The sequence below is a fragment of the Actinomadura opuntiae genome, from assembly GCF_030283205.1.
In the GTDB taxonomy this organism is placed as follows: Bacteria; Actinomycetota; Actinomycetes; order Streptosporangiales; family Streptosporangiaceae; genus Spirillospora.
The window spans coordinates 68756-83591 of the sequence record NZ_JASNWF010000034.1; the positions used below are offsets into that span (position 1 = coordinate 68756).

Below are 14836 nucleotides of genomic sequence, written 5' to 3' on the forward strand. Positions count from 1 at the left end.
CGCCGGTGCTCGGAAAAGGGGGACCCATGGACGACGGCAAGTCCGGCCGCTCAGAGGCCGCCAAAGACGACAACGGCCCCGCCGACGTGAGGGTCGGGGAGATCAGGCGGCCGGAGCCGCACGCCGCGGCGGACGGCGCGCCCGACGTCCACCTGAACGTCCCGCAGCTCAGGGTGGGCGAGATCTCCCTCGAGGTCGAGAACCTCGACGCGCACGTCGCGCTCGGCGCCCAGGTGCTCGACATGCTCCGGCTCAACGTCGGCGCGGACGTCTACCTGGGACGGGTCAAGCTGGAGATCAAGGACGTGGAGGCCGAGGCGCTGCTGCAGGTGCGGCTCGGCAACGTGGCCGCCATCGTCGGCCGCGTGCTGACCACGCTGGACCGCAACCCCGAGATCCTGGAGCACATCGGCCGCGGCGTCGAATCGGCCGCCCGCGGCGCGGGCGAGGCGGTCGGCGAGCTCGGCCGGGGTGCCGGAGGCGCCGTCCGGGACGTCGGCAGGGGCGCCGGCGGCGCGGTCCAGGAAGTGGGCCGAGGCGCGGGCGGCGCGGTCCAGGAGGTCGGCAGGGGCGCGGGCGGCGCGGTCCAAGAGGTGGGCCGGGGCGCTGGTGGAGCCGTCGAGAACGTCGGCGAAGGCGCCGGCGGAGCCGTCCGGGACGTCGGCAAGGGCACCGGCGGCGCGGTCCAAGAGGTCGGGATGGGCACGGGCGGAGCCGTCGAGAACGTCGGTGAAGGGGCCGGTGGAGCCGTCGGTGACGTCGGCGCGGGGGCCGGTCGGGCGACCAGGAAGGTCGGCGAGGGCACCGGCGAGGCGGCCGGGAAAGTCGGGGAAGGCGCCGGACGCGCGGGCGAGGCCGCCGGGAAGGCTGTGGATGGAACCGCGGCGGGCACGAGCGACGCGGCGCAGGAGGCCTCCGGAGACAAGGCATCGGAGGAAGAACGGCCTCAAGGCGGAACGCCGCCCGAGGACCGCTCGGAGAACGACCGCGCGGACTCGTCCGGCGGGACCGGCGATGGCGAGACCGACGATGATGCTGGTGGCGATTCACCGCGGGCGGGGTCGCAGGATCAGGGCGCCACGATTCAGAGCGCCTTCCGCGAGGCGGAGGATTCCGTGCGCGACCTGATCAAGACCCTCCGGCGAGCGGTGTCCTGATCGCCTGAGCCGCTGTCGCACCGATGATCTCGTAGGCGCCACGAAAACGTGGCGCCTACGAGAGCGAGTGGAACGATCGTTCAGCGGCGGGCTCAGCCCTCGCGGTGCCGCTTGGACGACGGCTCGCCGTAACCGGGCTTCGGATCGGGCGAGGCGTCCCGCTGCTTGCCGCGGTGGATGTTGTCCAAGCGCTCGGCGTGATGGTGCGGCTGGTGCTTCGGTGCCGTGTGCGGCTGCTTGGACGCGCCGGTGGTGACGTTGCGGGCGCTCGGGGCCTTCCCCTCCGCCCTGGCCTCGCGGGCGGCCTTCCGGCGCTGCTGCTCGTTCCCTTCCATCTTCTTGCCGGCCATGATCCCCCCTCGTCTCAGCGTTCCATCCGATCGCGGTCATACCCACCCGCCACAGTGGGATTCGACCGTAACGTCGCGTTGGTCGCAGAGCGGGACGGACCGGACGCGTAGCGGGTTTCGGGTGGCGACCGTCTCAAAGATGTGATGTTTTAGATCCTGCACGGAGGTGCGACGAGCGCTTCTGATCAATAACCTGCGATCATGGCGAATGTCGGGGCACGCGCGGCCAAGTGGCTTGTACGGGGATACATCGCCAGGAAGCAGCGTGCCGGGTTCAATCTCGAGTCGATCCGGTTCCTGCCGAACTCCACGCTGGCGCCGTTGCGCCGCGACGGCCTGGACCCGGTCAGCGACCTCACCGAGATCCGCGAAGCGCGGCCGGTCAGCAGGCTCCCGCTGCCGTTCGGCTTCGGCGTCTGGCTGGTGACCGGGTACGAGGCGGCCAAGGCCGTCCTCGCGGACGCGGACTCGTTCAGCAACGACCTGTCCAACCTGGTGGGCAAGGTGGACGTCCCGGCCGGGTTCACCCCCGGCGGGCTGGGGTTCTCCGACCCGCCCGTCCACACCCGGCGGCGCAAGCTGCTCACGCCGGAGTTCACCATGCGGCGGCTGAGCCGGCTCACCCCGCTGATCCACACGATCGTCGAGGAGCGGCTCGACGCGATGGCGGACGCGACCGGGCCGGTCGACCTGATGGAGCAGTTCGCGCTGCCCGTCCCGCTGCTGACGATCTGCGAGCTGCTCGGCGTCTCCCACCACGACCGCAGCGACTTCCAGCGGCTGAGCAGCGCGCGGTTCGACCTGTTCGGCGGCGCGAGCGCGTCCGTGGGCGCGATCTCCGAGTCGATGGACTACCTGCTCGAGGTCGTCCGCCGGCAGCGCGCCGAGCCGGGCCCGGGCCTGATCGGCATGCTGATCCGCGAGCACGGCGACGAGCTCGACGACCTGGAGATCGCCGGGCTCTCCGACGGCGTGCTCACCGGCGGCCTGGAGACGACCGCGAGCATGCTCGCGCTCGGCTCCATCGTGCTGCTGCGCGACCGCGAGCAGTTCCAGCGGGTGCACGACGACGACCAGGCGATCGGCCCGTTCGTGGACGAGCTGCTGCGCTACCTGACGGTGGTGCAGCTGGCGTTCCCGCGGTTCGCCCGCAAGGACACCGAGGTCGCCGGGGTGCACATCGCCGAGGGCGACGTCGTGCTGATCTCGCTGTCGGCCGCCAACCGCGACCCGGCGCTCGGCGACGCCATGGACGGCTTCGACGCCGCCCGCAGGACGCCGCCGCACCTGGCGTTCGGCTGGGGCGCGCACCGCTGCATCGGCGCGGAGCTGGCCAAGATGGAGCTGCGGGCCGCCTACCCGGCGCTCGTCCGGCGGTTCCCGGACCTGCGGCTCGCCGTCGAACCGGACCGGCTCAGCTACCGCAAGCTGTCGATCGTCTACGGCGTCAACTCGCTGCCGGTGCACCTCGGCTGAGCGCCGATCGGCGCGGGTAATCGCGGAGAGCGCGGGTAGTGGCCTCCGCGTGACCTCACTACTCAAAGGCGTCCTGCGCGGTATGGCGGCCGGCGCCGCCGGCACGACCGCGCTCAATGCGACGACCGAAGCGGACATGGCGCTACGGGGCCGGCCGGCGAGCGGGACGCCGGCCGCCGTCGTCTCCGAGCTGGCCGGCCTCGCCGGCGTGCGCGTGCCCGGCGACGACCGGGAGCGCGGCGACCGGCTGGAGGGTCTCGGCGCGCTCAGCGGGTCGCTCGCCGGGGTGGCCGTGGGCGCGCTGGCGGGCGGCCTGCGCGCGGCCGGGATCCGGCTGCCGACGATCATCGGCGGGCCGCTGCTCGGCGCGGCCGCGATGGCGGCGGCCGACCTGCCGATCGCGCGGCTGGGGATCTCCGACCCGCGCACCTGGAGCAGGACGGACTGGATCTCCGACGCCGTGCCGCACCTCATCTACGGGATCACGACGCATGCCGCGCTCGCCGCGATGTTCCGCGCCGACGAGGAGCGCAAGGCCCTCCGGCAGCCGGCGCCCGACCGCGCGTCCGGCCGGGCCCTGGTGCGCGCCGCGGCGCTCGGGGCGGCCACGGGCGCCCGCAGTTCCGCCGGACTCAGCGCGCTGGCGATGCGTTCGCGGCGCTACCATCCGGGCCTGTCGGGGCGGCTCTCGCATCCCGCGGTCAAGACCGTGAACGGCCTGCTCACGGTGGCCGAGATGGGACTGGACAAGCTGCCGTCCGCGCCGCCGCGCACCTCGCCCCAGGTCCTGGCGCCGCGGGTGCTGCTCGCGGCGACCGCCGCCCGGGCCGTGGCCCGGCGGGACGGGATCCGCAGCGGGCCGCCGGTGCTGCTCGCCGCCGCCACCGCGACGGCGAGCGCGGCGGCCGGTGTCCGGCTGCGCGCCGCGGCCGCCCGCCGGACGGGCTCCGACCTGCCCGGCGCCCTCGCCGAGGACGCCGCCGCGGTGCTGCTCGGCAGGCTGGGAACCGCCCGCTGATACAGTGGTGACGGACGAATGATCTCGCAGAGGGAGACCAGAAGTGGCGGGTGAAGACGACATCTCCGGGTGATCCCGGATGTGATCGGCCACCGGTGCGCGCGGACGAGCGCCGCCGCCGTGGCCGCGCCGTCGTCTGATCATTTCCCTGCCCCTGCCCGGGCGGCTCCCGCGCGCCCGCTGCCTTCCACGAGGTCGTTCACGTGTCCGACGCACGCATCATCTGCTCCGGCCTGTCCTTCTCCTGGCCCGGCGACGTCCCGCTCTTCCACGACCTGTCGTTCTCTGTCGGCGGCGGCCGGACCGGGCTGGTCGCGCCCAACGGCGCCGGCAAGAGCACGCTGCTCGAGCTGATCGCCGGCGAGCGGCGGCCGTCCGCCGGCACCGTCGCGGTCGAGGGCGTCCTCGGCCACCTGCCGCAGACGCTCCCGCTCGCCGGCGACCTGACCGTGGCCGACGTGCTCGGCGTCGCCCCGGTGATCCGGGCGCTGGACGCCATCGAGTCCGGCGACGCCGCCGAGGAGCACTTCGCCGTCATCGGCGACGACTGGGACATCGAGGAGCGCACCCGCGCCCAGCTCGACCGGCTCGGCCTCGGCGACGTCGGCCTGGACCGCCGCCTGGACACCCTCAGCGGCGGCCAGGTCGTCTCGCTCGGCCTCGCCGCCCAGCTGCTGAAGCGGCCGGACGTCCTGCTGCTCGACGAGCCGACCAACAATCTCGACGCCGACGCGCGGCACCGGCTGTACGACGTCCTGGAGGACTGGAACGGGTGCCTGCTCGTGGTGAGCCACGACCGCGCCCTGCTCGACCGGATGGACCGCATCGCCGAACTCGACCGAGGCGAGGTGCGCCTGTACGGCGGGAACTTCACCGCCTACGAGGAGGCGCTGCGGGTCGAGCAGGACGCCGCCGAGAAGGACGTCCGCAGCGCCGAGCAGGAGGTGAAACGGGAGAAGCGGGAGATGCAGCAGGCGCGGGAGCGGGCGGCGCGGCGGCAGAGCAACGCCGCGCGCAACGTCAAGGACGCGGGCCTGCCCAAGATCCTCGCCGGTGCCCGCAAGAGGCGCGCCCAGGAGTCGGCCGGACGGGCCGACGGGACGCACGCCGCGCGTCTCGGCGACGCCCGCGCCCGCCTCCAGGAGGCCGAGCGCGCGCTGCGCGACGACCAGGCGATCAGCCTGGAGCTGCCCGGCACCGCCGTCCCCGCCGGGCGGACGGTCTTCCTCGGCGAGCGGATGCGGATCCGCCACGGTGACCGGGACGTGTTCGCCGGGCCCGGCGTGAGCCTGGAGATCCGCGGGCCCGAGCGCATCGCGCTGACCGGCGCGAACGGCGCCGGCAAGTCGACCCTGCTCCGCCTGATCCACGGCGACCTCGTCCCTGAGGGCGACGGGCGCACGCGGCGGGCCGACGGCCGCGTCGCGTACCTGTCGCAGCGGCTCGACCTGCTGGACCTCGAAGGCACCGTGGCGCGGAACCTCGCCGCGTTCGCGCCGGGCATGCCGGAGGCCGGGCGGATGAACCTGCTCGCCCGCTTCCTGTTCCGCGGCGACCGCGCGCACCTGCCGGTGGGCGTGCTGTCGGGCGGCGAGCGGCTGCGCGCGACCCTCGCGTGCGTGCTGTACGCCGAGCCGGCGCCCCAGCTGCTGCTCCTGGACGAGCCGACCAACAACCTCGACCTGACGAGCGTCGCCCAGCTCACCGCCGCGCTGAACGCCTACCAGGGCGCCTTCGTGGTGGTCAGCCACGACGAGCGGTTCCTCGCCGACGTCGGGGTGAACCGCCGGCTGCGGCTGGCGGAGGGCCGGCTGCTGGAGGACGCCGCACCGGCCTGATCACCGCCATGACCAGGTATTTGCGATGAATGCCCGATTCGCTGGCGGGTATCGGAGTCGGCGTGGCCGTGACCGTCTGAGCCGACCTTCGGGGGGATCATGAAGGAGCACGAACTGGTGTCGGCCGTCCGCGAGACCGGGCGCATCGACACCCCTGACCACGCCGAGCGCGCCATCAGCGCCACGCTCGCGGTCCTCGGCGAGCGGCTGGCCGGCGGCCAGAGCCGCGATCTGGCCGCCCAGCTGCCGCCCGCGCTGGCCGGGTCGCTGCCCCGCCAGGGCGGCGGGGAGAAGTTCGGGCTGGAGGAGTTCTACCAGCGCGTGGCCGACACCGAGGGCACCCGCCCGGCGCAGGCGCGCCAGCACGCCCGCGCGGTGGTGGCCGCCGTCAAGGCGTCCGTCGAACCGGGCCTGTTCGAGCATGTGATCGCGCAGCTCCCGGCCGACTACGACGACCTGCTCGGCACCCAGCCCGTCCAGCACTGACCCGCGCCCGCCCGGGCGGCCCCACCGGCCGCGGCGGTCCCGCCCGGGCGCTGCCGCGCGTCACCGGTCCTCTACGATGCGGCGCAGGGGACCGAAGGGACGGGGGCGGCTCGATGCGCGGGCGGGACGGCGGACTGCGCAGGCGAGGCAGGGCGCTGCCCGCGGCCGTCGCGGCGGCGGTGGCGCTGACCCTCGCCGCCGACGCGTGGGTGATCATCACGGGCCGGGCGGACGGAGGCGGGCACGAGCGCCCGCGCGGCGACCTGGTCTCGGTCGCCAGGGCGGGCGCGCCGCCCGTCCCGGCCGTCGCCCCGCTGACCCGCCGCTACACGCCGCACCTGCTGGTCGCCGGGTCGACGCCGCTGCCGGCGCGGGCGGTCGAGCGCGCCCGGCGGCTCAAGGGCGTCACCGGGCTCACGGTCGTCGACGCGGCCCGCGCGCAGGTCGGCGGGCACCGCGTGGGGCTGCTCGGCGTGGACCCGTCGTCGTTCCGGGCGTTCGCGCCGGAGGCGACCGCCGAATCCGACCAGCTGTGGCGGACGGTGGCGTCCGGCGGCCTCGCCCTGTCGTTCTCGCTCGGGCAGGACGGCGCGTTCCCTCTCGGCACGGTCGTGCGGGCGGGCAGCAGCACGCATCCCGGCCAGGTGCGGGTCGGCGCGTACGCGTCGATGGGGATCGGCAGCGTCGACGCGGTCGTTTCGCACGCGCAGGCCCGCGCACTCGGCCTGCCCGAAGGCAACGCCCTCCTGCTCAGCGCGCCAAAGACCGACGTCCGCAAGCTGGGCAAGCGGCTGAAGCGGATCCTGCCGCGCGGGACGAAGATCGCGGCACTGAGCGCGGCGTCCTCCCCCGCCAAGGCGGTCAAGCCCAAGAACGCGCCCCGGTTCACCGGACGCCCCGACGGGACGCTGCCCCCGCGCACCCCCATCACCGGCAACCTGATGACGCCGACGATGCGCACCGCGCTGCTGGAGATCAACGGGATGTTCGGGCCGTTCCCGACCATCGGCTGCTACCGCTCCACCGGCGACCCGCAGGACCACGGCGACGGGCGGGCCTGCGACTTCATGGAGAACACCGCGGGCCGCATGCCGAGCGCGCAGGCGCAGCGGCACGGCGACGAGGTCGCGGCGTACGCGGTCGCGAACGCACGGCGCCTCGGCGTCTCCTACGTGATCTGGAAGCAGCACATCTGGAACGTGCGGGGCGGCGGATGGCGCCCGATGGCCGACCGCGGGAGCATCACCCAGAACCACTACGACCACGTGCACATCTCGGTGCTGCGGTAGGCGGTCAGGGCAGGTCCTGCTCGCACCACACCGACTTGCCGTCGGTGGTGCGGCGGACACCCCAGCGCTGCGCGAGCCGCCCGACGACGTGCAGGCCGCGCCCCGACTCCAGCATGTCGTCCTCGTCCTGGTGGCGGACGCGCGGCCGGCCGTCGGAGGAGTCGAACACCTCGCACACCAGCCCGCCCTCGCGGACCAGCCGCAGCCCGACGCGCCCGCCGGCGTGGCTGATCGCGTTGGTGACGAGCTCGGAGACCAGCAGGACGGTGGAGTCGGTGAGCTCCTCCAGCCCCCAGCGGGCGAGCCGGTCGCGGACCAGGCCCCGCGCCCGCCGCACGGCGGCCGGCTCGGCGGGCAGCTCCCAGGTGGCGTGGTGGTCCTCGGAGATCCGGCACAGCCGCGCCACCAGCATCGCGATGTCGTCGCGGTGCTGGTCGTCGTAGACGCCGTCGAGCGCCGCCTGGCACAGCTCCCCCAGCGGCCGCGCGGCGGCGCCGGGCCCGAAGACGCCGCGCAGCCGGGCCAGGCCGTCGTCGATGTCGCGGGCCCGGTTCTCCACCAGCCCGTCGGTGTAGAGGAACAGCAGCGTGCCGTCCTCGACGGTGAACTCGCGGCTGACGATCGGGCCGTCGCCGCCGACGCCGAGCGGCGGCGCGGGCGGCACCGCGAGGTAGTACGACTCCGCGCCGGGCGGGGCCAGCAGCGGCGGCAGGTGCCCGGCGCTGGCGACCTCGCACCGGCCGCTGACCGCGTCGTACACGACGTAGGCGCAGGTGGCGAAGTGCGGTTCGCGGTCGCCGAGGGTCCGCATCAGCGAGTCGAGCCGCTCCAGCGCCTCGGCGGGCGGCAGCTCCAGCTCGGCCAGGGTGTGGATCGCGGTGCGCAGCCGGCCCATGGTCACCGCCGCCTTCACCCCGTGCCCGGCGACGTCGCCGACGACGAGCGCGACCCGCGCGCCCGGCAGCGCGATCGACTCGTACCAGTCGCCGCCGACCTCGATGAGCCGGCTGCCCGGCAGGTAGCGGTGGTGGACCTCGATCGGGGACGGCGCCGACAGCCCGGTCGGCAGCAGGCTGCGCTGCAGGGTCAGCGCGGTCGCCCGCTCCAGCGAGTACTGCCGGGCGCTCTCCACGAAGACCGACGCGCGGCCGGCGAACTCCATCCCGATATCGATGTCGTAGCGGTCGAAGGGGCGGTGCGCGGCGTTGCGGACGCAGACGAAGAAGCCGAGCACGCCCGCCGCCGAGATGATCGGCAGCAGCAGCATCGACGAGCCCTTGAGCAGGTCGGCGACCGGCGGGCGGTGCCAGACCTCGGCGAGCCGCGCCGCGCCCTCGCCGTTCAGCGCGGTCAGCTCCGGCCCGCCGGTCTCCAGGCATCGAGCGTAGGGGGTGCCCGCCGGGTAGACGACGGACTCGCCGGTCGGGAACGCGGCGTCCCACGCGGGGTCGCCGTCGTCGAACCCGATCGCCATCCGGCGCAGCGGCGGCCCTTCCGGGCCCGCGGGCGCCTCGTCGGCGTCGAGATGGCTCTCCAGCAGCATCAGCGCGCCGGAATTGCAGAAGTGCGGGACGAGGACGTCCATCAGCCCGCGCGCGAGCAGTTCCAGATCGAGGGTGGAGCCGATGCGGGGTAAGCCGTCGTCCAGCAGGGCCCGGCGGATGACGGCTGGGTCGACGAACCGGTCGGCGAGCGGCACCGGGACCCGGATGACCGCCAGCGCGGCGAGGCCGCCGGGCTCGCCGCCGTTCATCGGGTGCACGGTGACGACCGCGTCGAGGGTGCCGCCGCCCGAGGTCTCGACGGCGAGCATGGCGGTGCGCTCCCGCCCGTGCTTCACCGCCTCCAGCAGCGGTTCGAGCGCGCCGGGGATCACCTCGTCGAGGCAGGCGCCCAGGAGACCGTCCGGATTCGCGGAGAGAACTGCGGCGGCGTTCCGCTCGGACTGGAGTATTCTCCCCGAGGAATCCGTGCCGAGAATGAGAATTCGGGTGGACGACTCCATCGCTCGATTATGGGACATGGCGCCGCCGGATGAGGCCGATACGGCGCGGTAGACCGGCCCGCAATTTCGTTCCTGCGGGCGGCCCCCGTTATCGGCGAATGGACGCCGCGGGCCGGGCGCGGATCCGCGCCGCACGCGCCCGCCCCCGCGGAGCCCGGTCGCGCACCCCGGGGTCAGCCGCGCGTCCGGAGTTCCTCCAGGTACTCCTGCCACGTCCGCTGGCCGGCCTTGTGATCGGGGGCCAGGTGGTGGCCCTCCTTGAAGCCCCGCGCGGTCTTGCCGAACAGCGGAACCGGCAGCCGCACGCCGTGCTTGCCGCGCGCCTGGAGGTAGCTCCGGGCCATCTCCTCCAGCGTCAGCACCTCGGGGCCGCCCATGTCGTCGACCCGGCGGGCGGGCCCGGGTGCGAGCGCCAGCTCGGCCATCCGCGCGGCGACCTCGTCCACGTCGATCGGCTGCACCCGCAGCCCGGACGGCAGCGGCATGATCCCGGGGACCTTGGTGAGGACGTCCAGCACCATCGCGGGGAGCGTGTGGAACTGGGTGGTCCGCAGGATCGTGTAGGGCAGCCCGGAGTCCTCGATGAGCCGTTCCACCTGGTGCTTGATCCGGTAGTACGGGTAGGGGATCTTGTCGACGCCGACGATCGAGATGTAGACCAGATGCGGTGCGCCCTGCTTCCACGCGGCGTCGACGAGGTTGCGGGCGGCGGTCAGGTCGTCCTTGTAGTGCCGCCAGTCGCTGGCGCAGTGCACGATCGTCTCGGCTCCGGCGAGGGCCCCGGCGAGCCCCTCGCCGGTCTTCAGGTCCGCCCGGTGCCAGGCCACGCCGTCCTCGCCGGTCCTGGAGCGCCGGCTCAGCGCGCGCACGGGCGCGCCGTCGGCGGCGGCGAGCCGGCGGGTCAGGGGCGCGCCGAGCGTCCCGCTCGCCCCGGTCACGATGATCATTGGCTCCTCCTTCGTCTGCTAAGAGGGACCGGGCAGTCTCCCAGAGCGTGACAGCGCGCGGGCGGCGAATGCGAGCTTGTCCGGATTGGCTCGGGCAGCCACGGGCCCGTGTAGGTCTCGCGGCGCGCCCGCGCGGAGGCGAGCCGGTTGAGACACAGGTTGGTGACGACCTTGAACAGCCAGGCGCGGGGGTCCTCGACGGCGGCCCGGTCCGTGCCGTTCCAGCGCAGGTAGGCGTCCTGCACCGCGTCCTCGGCCTCCTGCACCTCGCCGAGCATCCGGTAGGCCAGGCCGGTCAGCCGGGGCCGCAGCTCCTCGAACGCCGCCAGCCCGTCCTCGTCCATGGCCGCGGGCTCCGCGGGCCCGGTGCCGGGCTGCATTCACGACCTCCCGAAGACCTGCGGCGGCGGCGTGGGCGTGACGATCTCCTCGCCGTCGTGCAGCGGCACGGCGCCGGCGCAGAACGCGGCGAGGTCGTCGCCCGCCACCATCCGGGCGCGGGCGATGCCGCCCGCCGCGCGCCGGGTCAGCTCGGCGACCGGCAGCGGCTCGCGGGATCCGGCGAGGATGAGGTTGCCGAACCGGCGCCCGCGCAGCACCCCCGGATCGCCCATCAGCAGCGCGTGCGGGAACACCGACCGGACGGTGGCGGCGACACGGCGCGCGAACGGCAGCCGGAACCCGTCGGCGACGTTCGCCAGGTACACCCCGCGGGGCCGCAGCACCCGCGCCGCGTCCAGCACGAACTCGCGGGTCGCCAGCTCCACCGGCATCGACGCCTCGGCGAAGGCGTCCATCACCACCAGGTCGTCGGACTCGTCGGCGAGCGCGGCGATGCCGCTGCGCCCGTCGGTGATCCGGATCCGCAGGCCCGGCACGCCCTTGACGGGCAGCCGTTCGCGCACCACCCGCACCAGCTCCGCGTCCGGTTCCAGGACGATCTGCCGCGATCCCGGCCGGGTCGCGGCGATGTAGCGGGGCAGGGTGCAGCCGGCGCCGCCGATGTGCACCGCGTCGAACGCCTCGTTCTCCACGCCCAGCGCGTCGACGACGTCGCCCATCAGCCGCATGTACTCGAAGTCGAGGTAGGTGGGGTCGGACAGGTCCACGTAGGACTGCGGGACGCCGCCGACGAGCAGCATCCAGCCGCCGTCGCGGTCGGCGTCGCGCAGCAGCTCGGCCTCGCCGCCCGCGATCGTGAACGTGTCCGGCCGCGGACCGTGCCTGTCCTTGCGCGCCATGGCCCCCACCCTACGGAACCGTCCCGCGCGGAGATGACCGGCGTCAGGCCTGTTCGGTCAGAGCCTGCTCCCCGGCGAAGTGGCAGGCGCTCGGGTGCGCGGACCCGTCGCGCTCCACCAGCTCGGGGACGTCCTGCGCGCAGACGTCCCGCGCCTTCCAGCAGCGGGTGCGGAACCGGCAGCCGGACGGCGGGTCCAGCGGGGACGGCGGCTCGCCCTCCAGCTGGATCTGCCCCGCCCAGCCCGGCGCGTCCGGGTCGGGCACCGGGACGGCCGACAGCAGGGCCTGCGTGTACGGGTGGGTCGGATGCTCGTAGATCTGCGCCTCGTCGCCGGTCTCCACGACCTTGCCGAGGTACATGACGGCGATCCGGTCGGAGATGTGCCGGACGGCCGCGAGGTCGTGCGCGATGAACACGTACGCCAGGCCGAGCTCGCGCTGCAGCTCGGCGAGCAGGTTCATGACCTGCGCCTGGACGGAGACGTCCAGCGCGGACACCGGCTCGTCGCAGACGATGACGTCGGGGCGCAGCGCGAGGGCGCGGGCGATCCCGACGCGCTGGCGCTGTCCGCCGGAGAACTGGTGCGGGTACCGGCTGACGTGGTCGGGGTCGAGGCCGACCAGTTCCAGCAGCTCCTGGACGCGGGCGCGCCGCTCGCCCTTCGGCGCCACCTCCGGATGGATGGCGAACGGCTCCCCCACGATGTCGCCGACCGTCATCCGCGGGTTCAGCGAGGAGTAGGGGTCCTGCAGCACCATCTGGATGCGGCGGCGCAGCGCCCGCAGCTCCTTGCGCGGCAGCGCGAACACGTCCCGGCCCTCGAACCGGACGGTCCCGGCGGTCGGCCGCTCGGCCGCCAGCAGCAGCTTGGCCAGCGTCGACTTCCCGCAGCCGGACTCTCCGACGACGCCGAGGGTCTCGCCGCGGCGCAGCTCCAGATCGACCCCGTCGACGGCCCGGACATGCCCGACCGGGCGCCTGACCACCACGCCGCGGGTGACCGGGTAGTGCTTGACCAGGCCCTCGACCCGCAGGATCGGGTCCTCGCCCGGCCCGTCAGACGATGCCGGCACCGTGCACCTCCTCGGCGAAATGGCAGGCGGCCTCGTGCCCCGGCGCGACCGTGACCAGCGGCGGCCGCTCGGCGGCGCACAGCGGCTCGGCGCGCGGGCAGCGCGGGTGGAACGGGCAGCCCGGCGGCAGCGCGGCCGGGTTCGGCGGCGCCCCCTTGATCGGGACGAGCGCGTCCCCGCGCCGGTCCAGCCGCGGGACGGACGCCAGCAGCCCGCGCGTGTACGGGTGGGCGGGGCGGGCGTACAGCTCGCGGGCGGGGGCCTGCTCGGCGACCGACCCGGCGTACATCACGACGATCCGGTCCGCGACGCCCGCGACGACGCCCAGGTCATGGGTGATCAGCACCATGCCCATGCGCAGCTCCTCCTGGAGCGAGGCGAGCAGCCGCATGATCTGCGCCTGCACGGTGACGTCCAGCGCGGTGGTCGGCTCGTCGGCGATCAGCACGTCCGGCTCCAGCGCCAGCGCCATCGCGATCATGATGCGCTGGCGCATGCCGCCGGAGAACTGGTGCGGGTAGTCGCCGAGCCGCTGCGCGGCGGACGGGATCCGCACCCGCTCCATCAGCTCGACGGCCTTGTCGCGGGCCGCCTTCCGGCCGAGCCCGCGGTGCACCCGGTACATCTCGCGGATCTGGTCGCCGACGGTGAACACCGGGTTCAGCGCGGTCAGCGCGTCCTGGAAGACCATCGAGATGCGGTCGCCGCGGTAGCCGCGGCGGCGCCGCTCGGGCAGCCCGAGCAGCTCCTCGCCGCGCAGCCGCACCGACCCGCCGGTGATCTGTGCGGGCGGGCTGTCCAGGATGCCCATCACGGCCTGCGCCGCGACGCTCTTGCCGGACCCGGACTCGCCGAGGATCGCGACGGTCTCCCCCTCGCCGAGGGTGTAGGACAGCCCGTTCACCGCGCGGACGTCGCGCCCCCGCACGCGGAACACCACGTGCAGGTCGTCGACCTCCAGCAGCGGCGGCGGGGCGGCCGGCTCCTGCGGGACGTCCTCGGTCAGCTCGGTCGTCATGCGTGCGTCACCATCTCCGGGTCACCGCAGCTTCGGGTCGAGGGCGTCGCGGGCCGCGTCGCCGAGCATCAGGAAGCTCAGCACCGTGGCCGACAGGAACACCGCGGGGAAGACCAGCAGGTGCGGGTGGTCGACGAAGGAGTCCTTCGCCAGGTTCAGCTGCAGGCCCCAGGACACCTTCGGGTACTGCAGGCCGACGCCGAGGAAGTCCAGCGTCGCCTCGCCCGCGATCACGTTGCCGATGTTGAGGGTGGCGACCACGATCACCGGCGCGATCGCGTTCGGCAGGACGTGCCGGGCCATGATCCGCCGGTCGGAGGCGCCGAGCAGCCGCGCGGCCTGCACGTAGTCGGCGTCCCGGACGGCGATCACCTGCGCCCGCATGATCCGGAGCATCGTGGTCCAGCCGAGCAGCACCAGCACCAGCGTCATCGCGCCGATGCCGTGGCTGGGGAAGGCGACCAGGATGACGGTCGCGCCGAGCACGAACGGCAGCCCGAAGAACACGTCGGTGAGCCGCGCGATCAGCATGTCCAGCAGGCCGCCGTAGTAGCCGGCCAGCATCCCGAACACCAGCGCGATCGCGAACGCGAACAGCGTGACCGCGACGCCGATCAGCAGCGTCGGGCGGGCGCCGTGCACCACGTGCGCGTAGTAGTCGCAGCCGGCCAGGTCGGTGCCGAACCAGTGCGCGCCCGACGGCCCGAGCTTGGCGACGTTCGGGTCGCAGCCCTCGTTGACGCCCGTGCTCGTGAACAGCCGCGGCACCGCCGCCATCAGCGCGACCACCGCCAGGAACGCCGCCGAGGCCCAGAACACCCAGCGGCGCCGCAGCTCCCGCCACGCGTCGTCCCACAGCGACGCCCGTCCGAGCTCGCCGCCGGCGACCGCGACGGCCGCCGCGGACGTGCCCGGCGCGCCCGCGCCCGCGCCGGC

Annotated in this window: 14 protein-coding genes; 6 read left to right on the forward strand and 8 right to left on the reverse strand. The window is 74.2% G+C overall.

Translation table 11 applies throughout. The features are described 5' to 3' along the window. Window positions 1-26: 26 nt before the first annotated feature. On the forward strand, window positions 27-1157 hold the full coding sequence (locus tag QP089_RS44895) for a putative sodium/potassium/calcium exchanger (protein WP_285920704.1): 1131 nt from the start codon (window positions 27-29) through the stop codon (window positions 1155-1157). 92 nt (window positions 1158-1249) lie between these two features. On the opposite strand, the gene QP089_RS44900 is transcribed toward QP089_RS44895, so the two are convergent. Then, a complete protein-coding gene (locus QP089_RS44900; protein WP_285920705.1) occupies window positions 1250-1507 on the reverse strand; it encodes a hypothetical protein in 258 nt (85 codons plus the stop codon). Window positions 1508-1708: 201 nt separating this feature from the next. Between QP089_RS44900 and QP089_RS44905 the strand changes: the two genes are divergently transcribed. The 5 genes from QP089_RS44905 to QP089_RS44925 all read left to right on the forward strand — a co-directional run bounded on the left by QP089_RS44905 (window position 1709) and on the right by QP089_RS44925 (window position 7614). Next, window positions 1709-2983, forward strand: a complete 1275-nt coding sequence (locus tag QP089_RS44905; protein WP_285920706.1) for a cytochrome P450 — start codon at window positions 1709-1711, stop codon at window positions 2981-2983. Window positions 2984-3032: 49 nt separating this feature from the next. Next, complete coding sequence (locus QP089_RS44910) at window positions 3033-4001, forward strand: hypothetical protein (RefSeq protein WP_285920707.1); 969 nt, start codon at window positions 3033-3035, stop codon at window positions 3999-4001. Window positions 4002-4204: 203 nt separating this feature from the next. After that, entirely contained in the window at window positions 4205-5839 is a 1635-nt protein-coding gene (locus QP089_RS44915) for an ABC-F family ATP-binding cassette domain-containing protein (RefSeq protein WP_285920708.1), read from the forward strand. A 99-nt stretch (window positions 5840-5938) separates the two neighbouring features. Next, the gene (locus QP089_RS44920) at window positions 5939-6325 is read left to right on the forward strand and encodes a DUF2267 domain-containing protein (protein WP_285920709.1); all 387 of its coding nucleotides are present in this window, start codon (window positions 5939-5941) and stop codon (window positions 6323-6325) included. A gap of 113 nt (window positions 6326-6438) precedes the next feature. Beyond that, the gene (locus tag QP089_RS44925) at window positions 6439-7614 is read left to right on the forward strand and encodes a VldE C-terminal domain-containing protein (protein WP_285920710.1); all 1176 of its coding nucleotides are present in this window, start codon (window positions 6439-6441) and stop codon (window positions 7612-7614) included. Between the two features lie 4 nt (window positions 7615-7618). Here the strand turns inward: QP089_RS44925 and QP089_RS44930 are convergent, their stop codons facing one another. The 7 genes from QP089_RS44930 to QP089_RS44960 form a co-directional block, all read right to left on the reverse strand. Beyond that, the gene (locus tag QP089_RS44930) at window positions 7619-9619 is read right to left on the reverse strand and encodes an ATP-binding SpoIIE family protein phosphatase (protein WP_285920711.1); all 2001 of its coding nucleotides are present in this window, start codon (window positions 9617-9619) and stop codon (window positions 7619-7621) included. Between the two features lie 173 nt (window positions 9620-9792). After that, window positions 9793-10566 (reverse strand): SDR family oxidoreductase, encoded by a 774-nt coding sequence (locus QP089_RS44935; protein ID WP_285920712.1) that lies wholly within the window; start codon window positions 10564-10566, stop codon window positions 9793-9795. Further along, window positions 10563-10946, reverse strand: coding sequence for a sigma factor (locus QP089_RS44940; RefSeq protein ID WP_353070721.1), 384 nt, complete (start codon window positions 10944-10946; stop codon window positions 10563-10565). Before QP089_RS44940 ends, QP089_RS44935 begins: the two co-directional genes overlap by 4 nt. Then, window positions 10947-11807: a spermidine synthase gene (locus tag QP089_RS44945; RefSeq protein ID WP_285920713.1), complete on the reverse strand. Its 861-nt coding sequence runs from the start codon at window positions 11805-11807 to the stop codon at window positions 10947-10949. A gap of 43 nt (window positions 11808-11850) precedes the next feature. After that, a complete protein-coding gene (locus tag QP089_RS44950) occupies window positions 11851-12882 on the reverse strand; it encodes an ABC transporter ATP-binding protein (protein ID WP_285920714.1) in 1032 nt (343 codons plus the stop codon). Then, window positions 12866-13900, reverse strand: a complete 1035-nt coding sequence (locus tag QP089_RS44955; RefSeq protein WP_285920715.1) for an ABC transporter ATP-binding protein — start codon at window positions 13898-13900, stop codon at window positions 12866-12868. The genes QP089_RS44950 and QP089_RS44955 overlap by 17 nt, the downstream gene beginning before the upstream one ends. Before the next feature lie 21 nt (window positions 13901-13921). Next, window positions 13922-14836: ABC transporter permease (locus QP089_RS44960; protein ID WP_353070724.1), on the reverse strand; the 915-nt coding region annotated here is incomplete at its 5' end.

Coding starts and splice junctions, on each gene's coding strand:
- QP089_RS44895 (WP_285920704.1), top strand. CDS start 27: ATGGACGACGGCAAGTCCGGCCGCTCAGAGGCCGCCAAAGACGACAAC.
- QP089_RS44900 (WP_285920705.1), bottom strand. CDS start 1,507: ATGGCCGGCAAGAAGATGGAAGGGAACGAGCAGCAGCGCCGGAAGGCC.
- QP089_RS44905 (WP_285920706.1), top strand. CDS start 1,709: ATGGCGAATGTCGGGGCACGCGCGGCCAAGTGGCTTGTACGGGGATAC.
- QP089_RS44920 (WP_285920709.1), top strand. CDS start 5,939: ATGAAGGAGCACGAACTGGTGTCGGCCGTCCGCGAGACCGGGCGCATC.
- QP089_RS44925 (WP_285920710.1), top strand. CDS start 6,439: ATGCGCGGGCGGGACGGCGGACTGCGCAGGCGAGGCAGGGCGCTGCCC.
- QP089_RS44930 (WP_285920711.1), bottom strand. CDS start 9,619: ATGGAGTCGTCCACCCGAATTCTCATTCTCGGCACGGATTCCTCGGGG.
- QP089_RS44935 (WP_285920712.1), bottom strand. CDS start 10,566: ATGATCATCGTGACCGGGGCGAGCGGGACGCTCGGCGCGCCCCTGACC.
- QP089_RS44940 (WP_353070721.1), bottom strand. CDS start 10,946: ATGCAGCCCGGCACCGGGCCCGCGGAGCCCGCGGCCATGGACGAGGAC.
- QP089_RS44945 (WP_285920713.1), bottom strand. CDS start 11,807: ATGGCGCGCAAGGACAGGCACGGTCCGCGGCCGGACACGTTCACGATC.
- QP089_RS44955 (WP_285920715.1), bottom strand. CDS start 13,900: ATGACGACCGAGCTGACCGAGGACGTCCCGCAGGAGCCGGCCGCCCCG.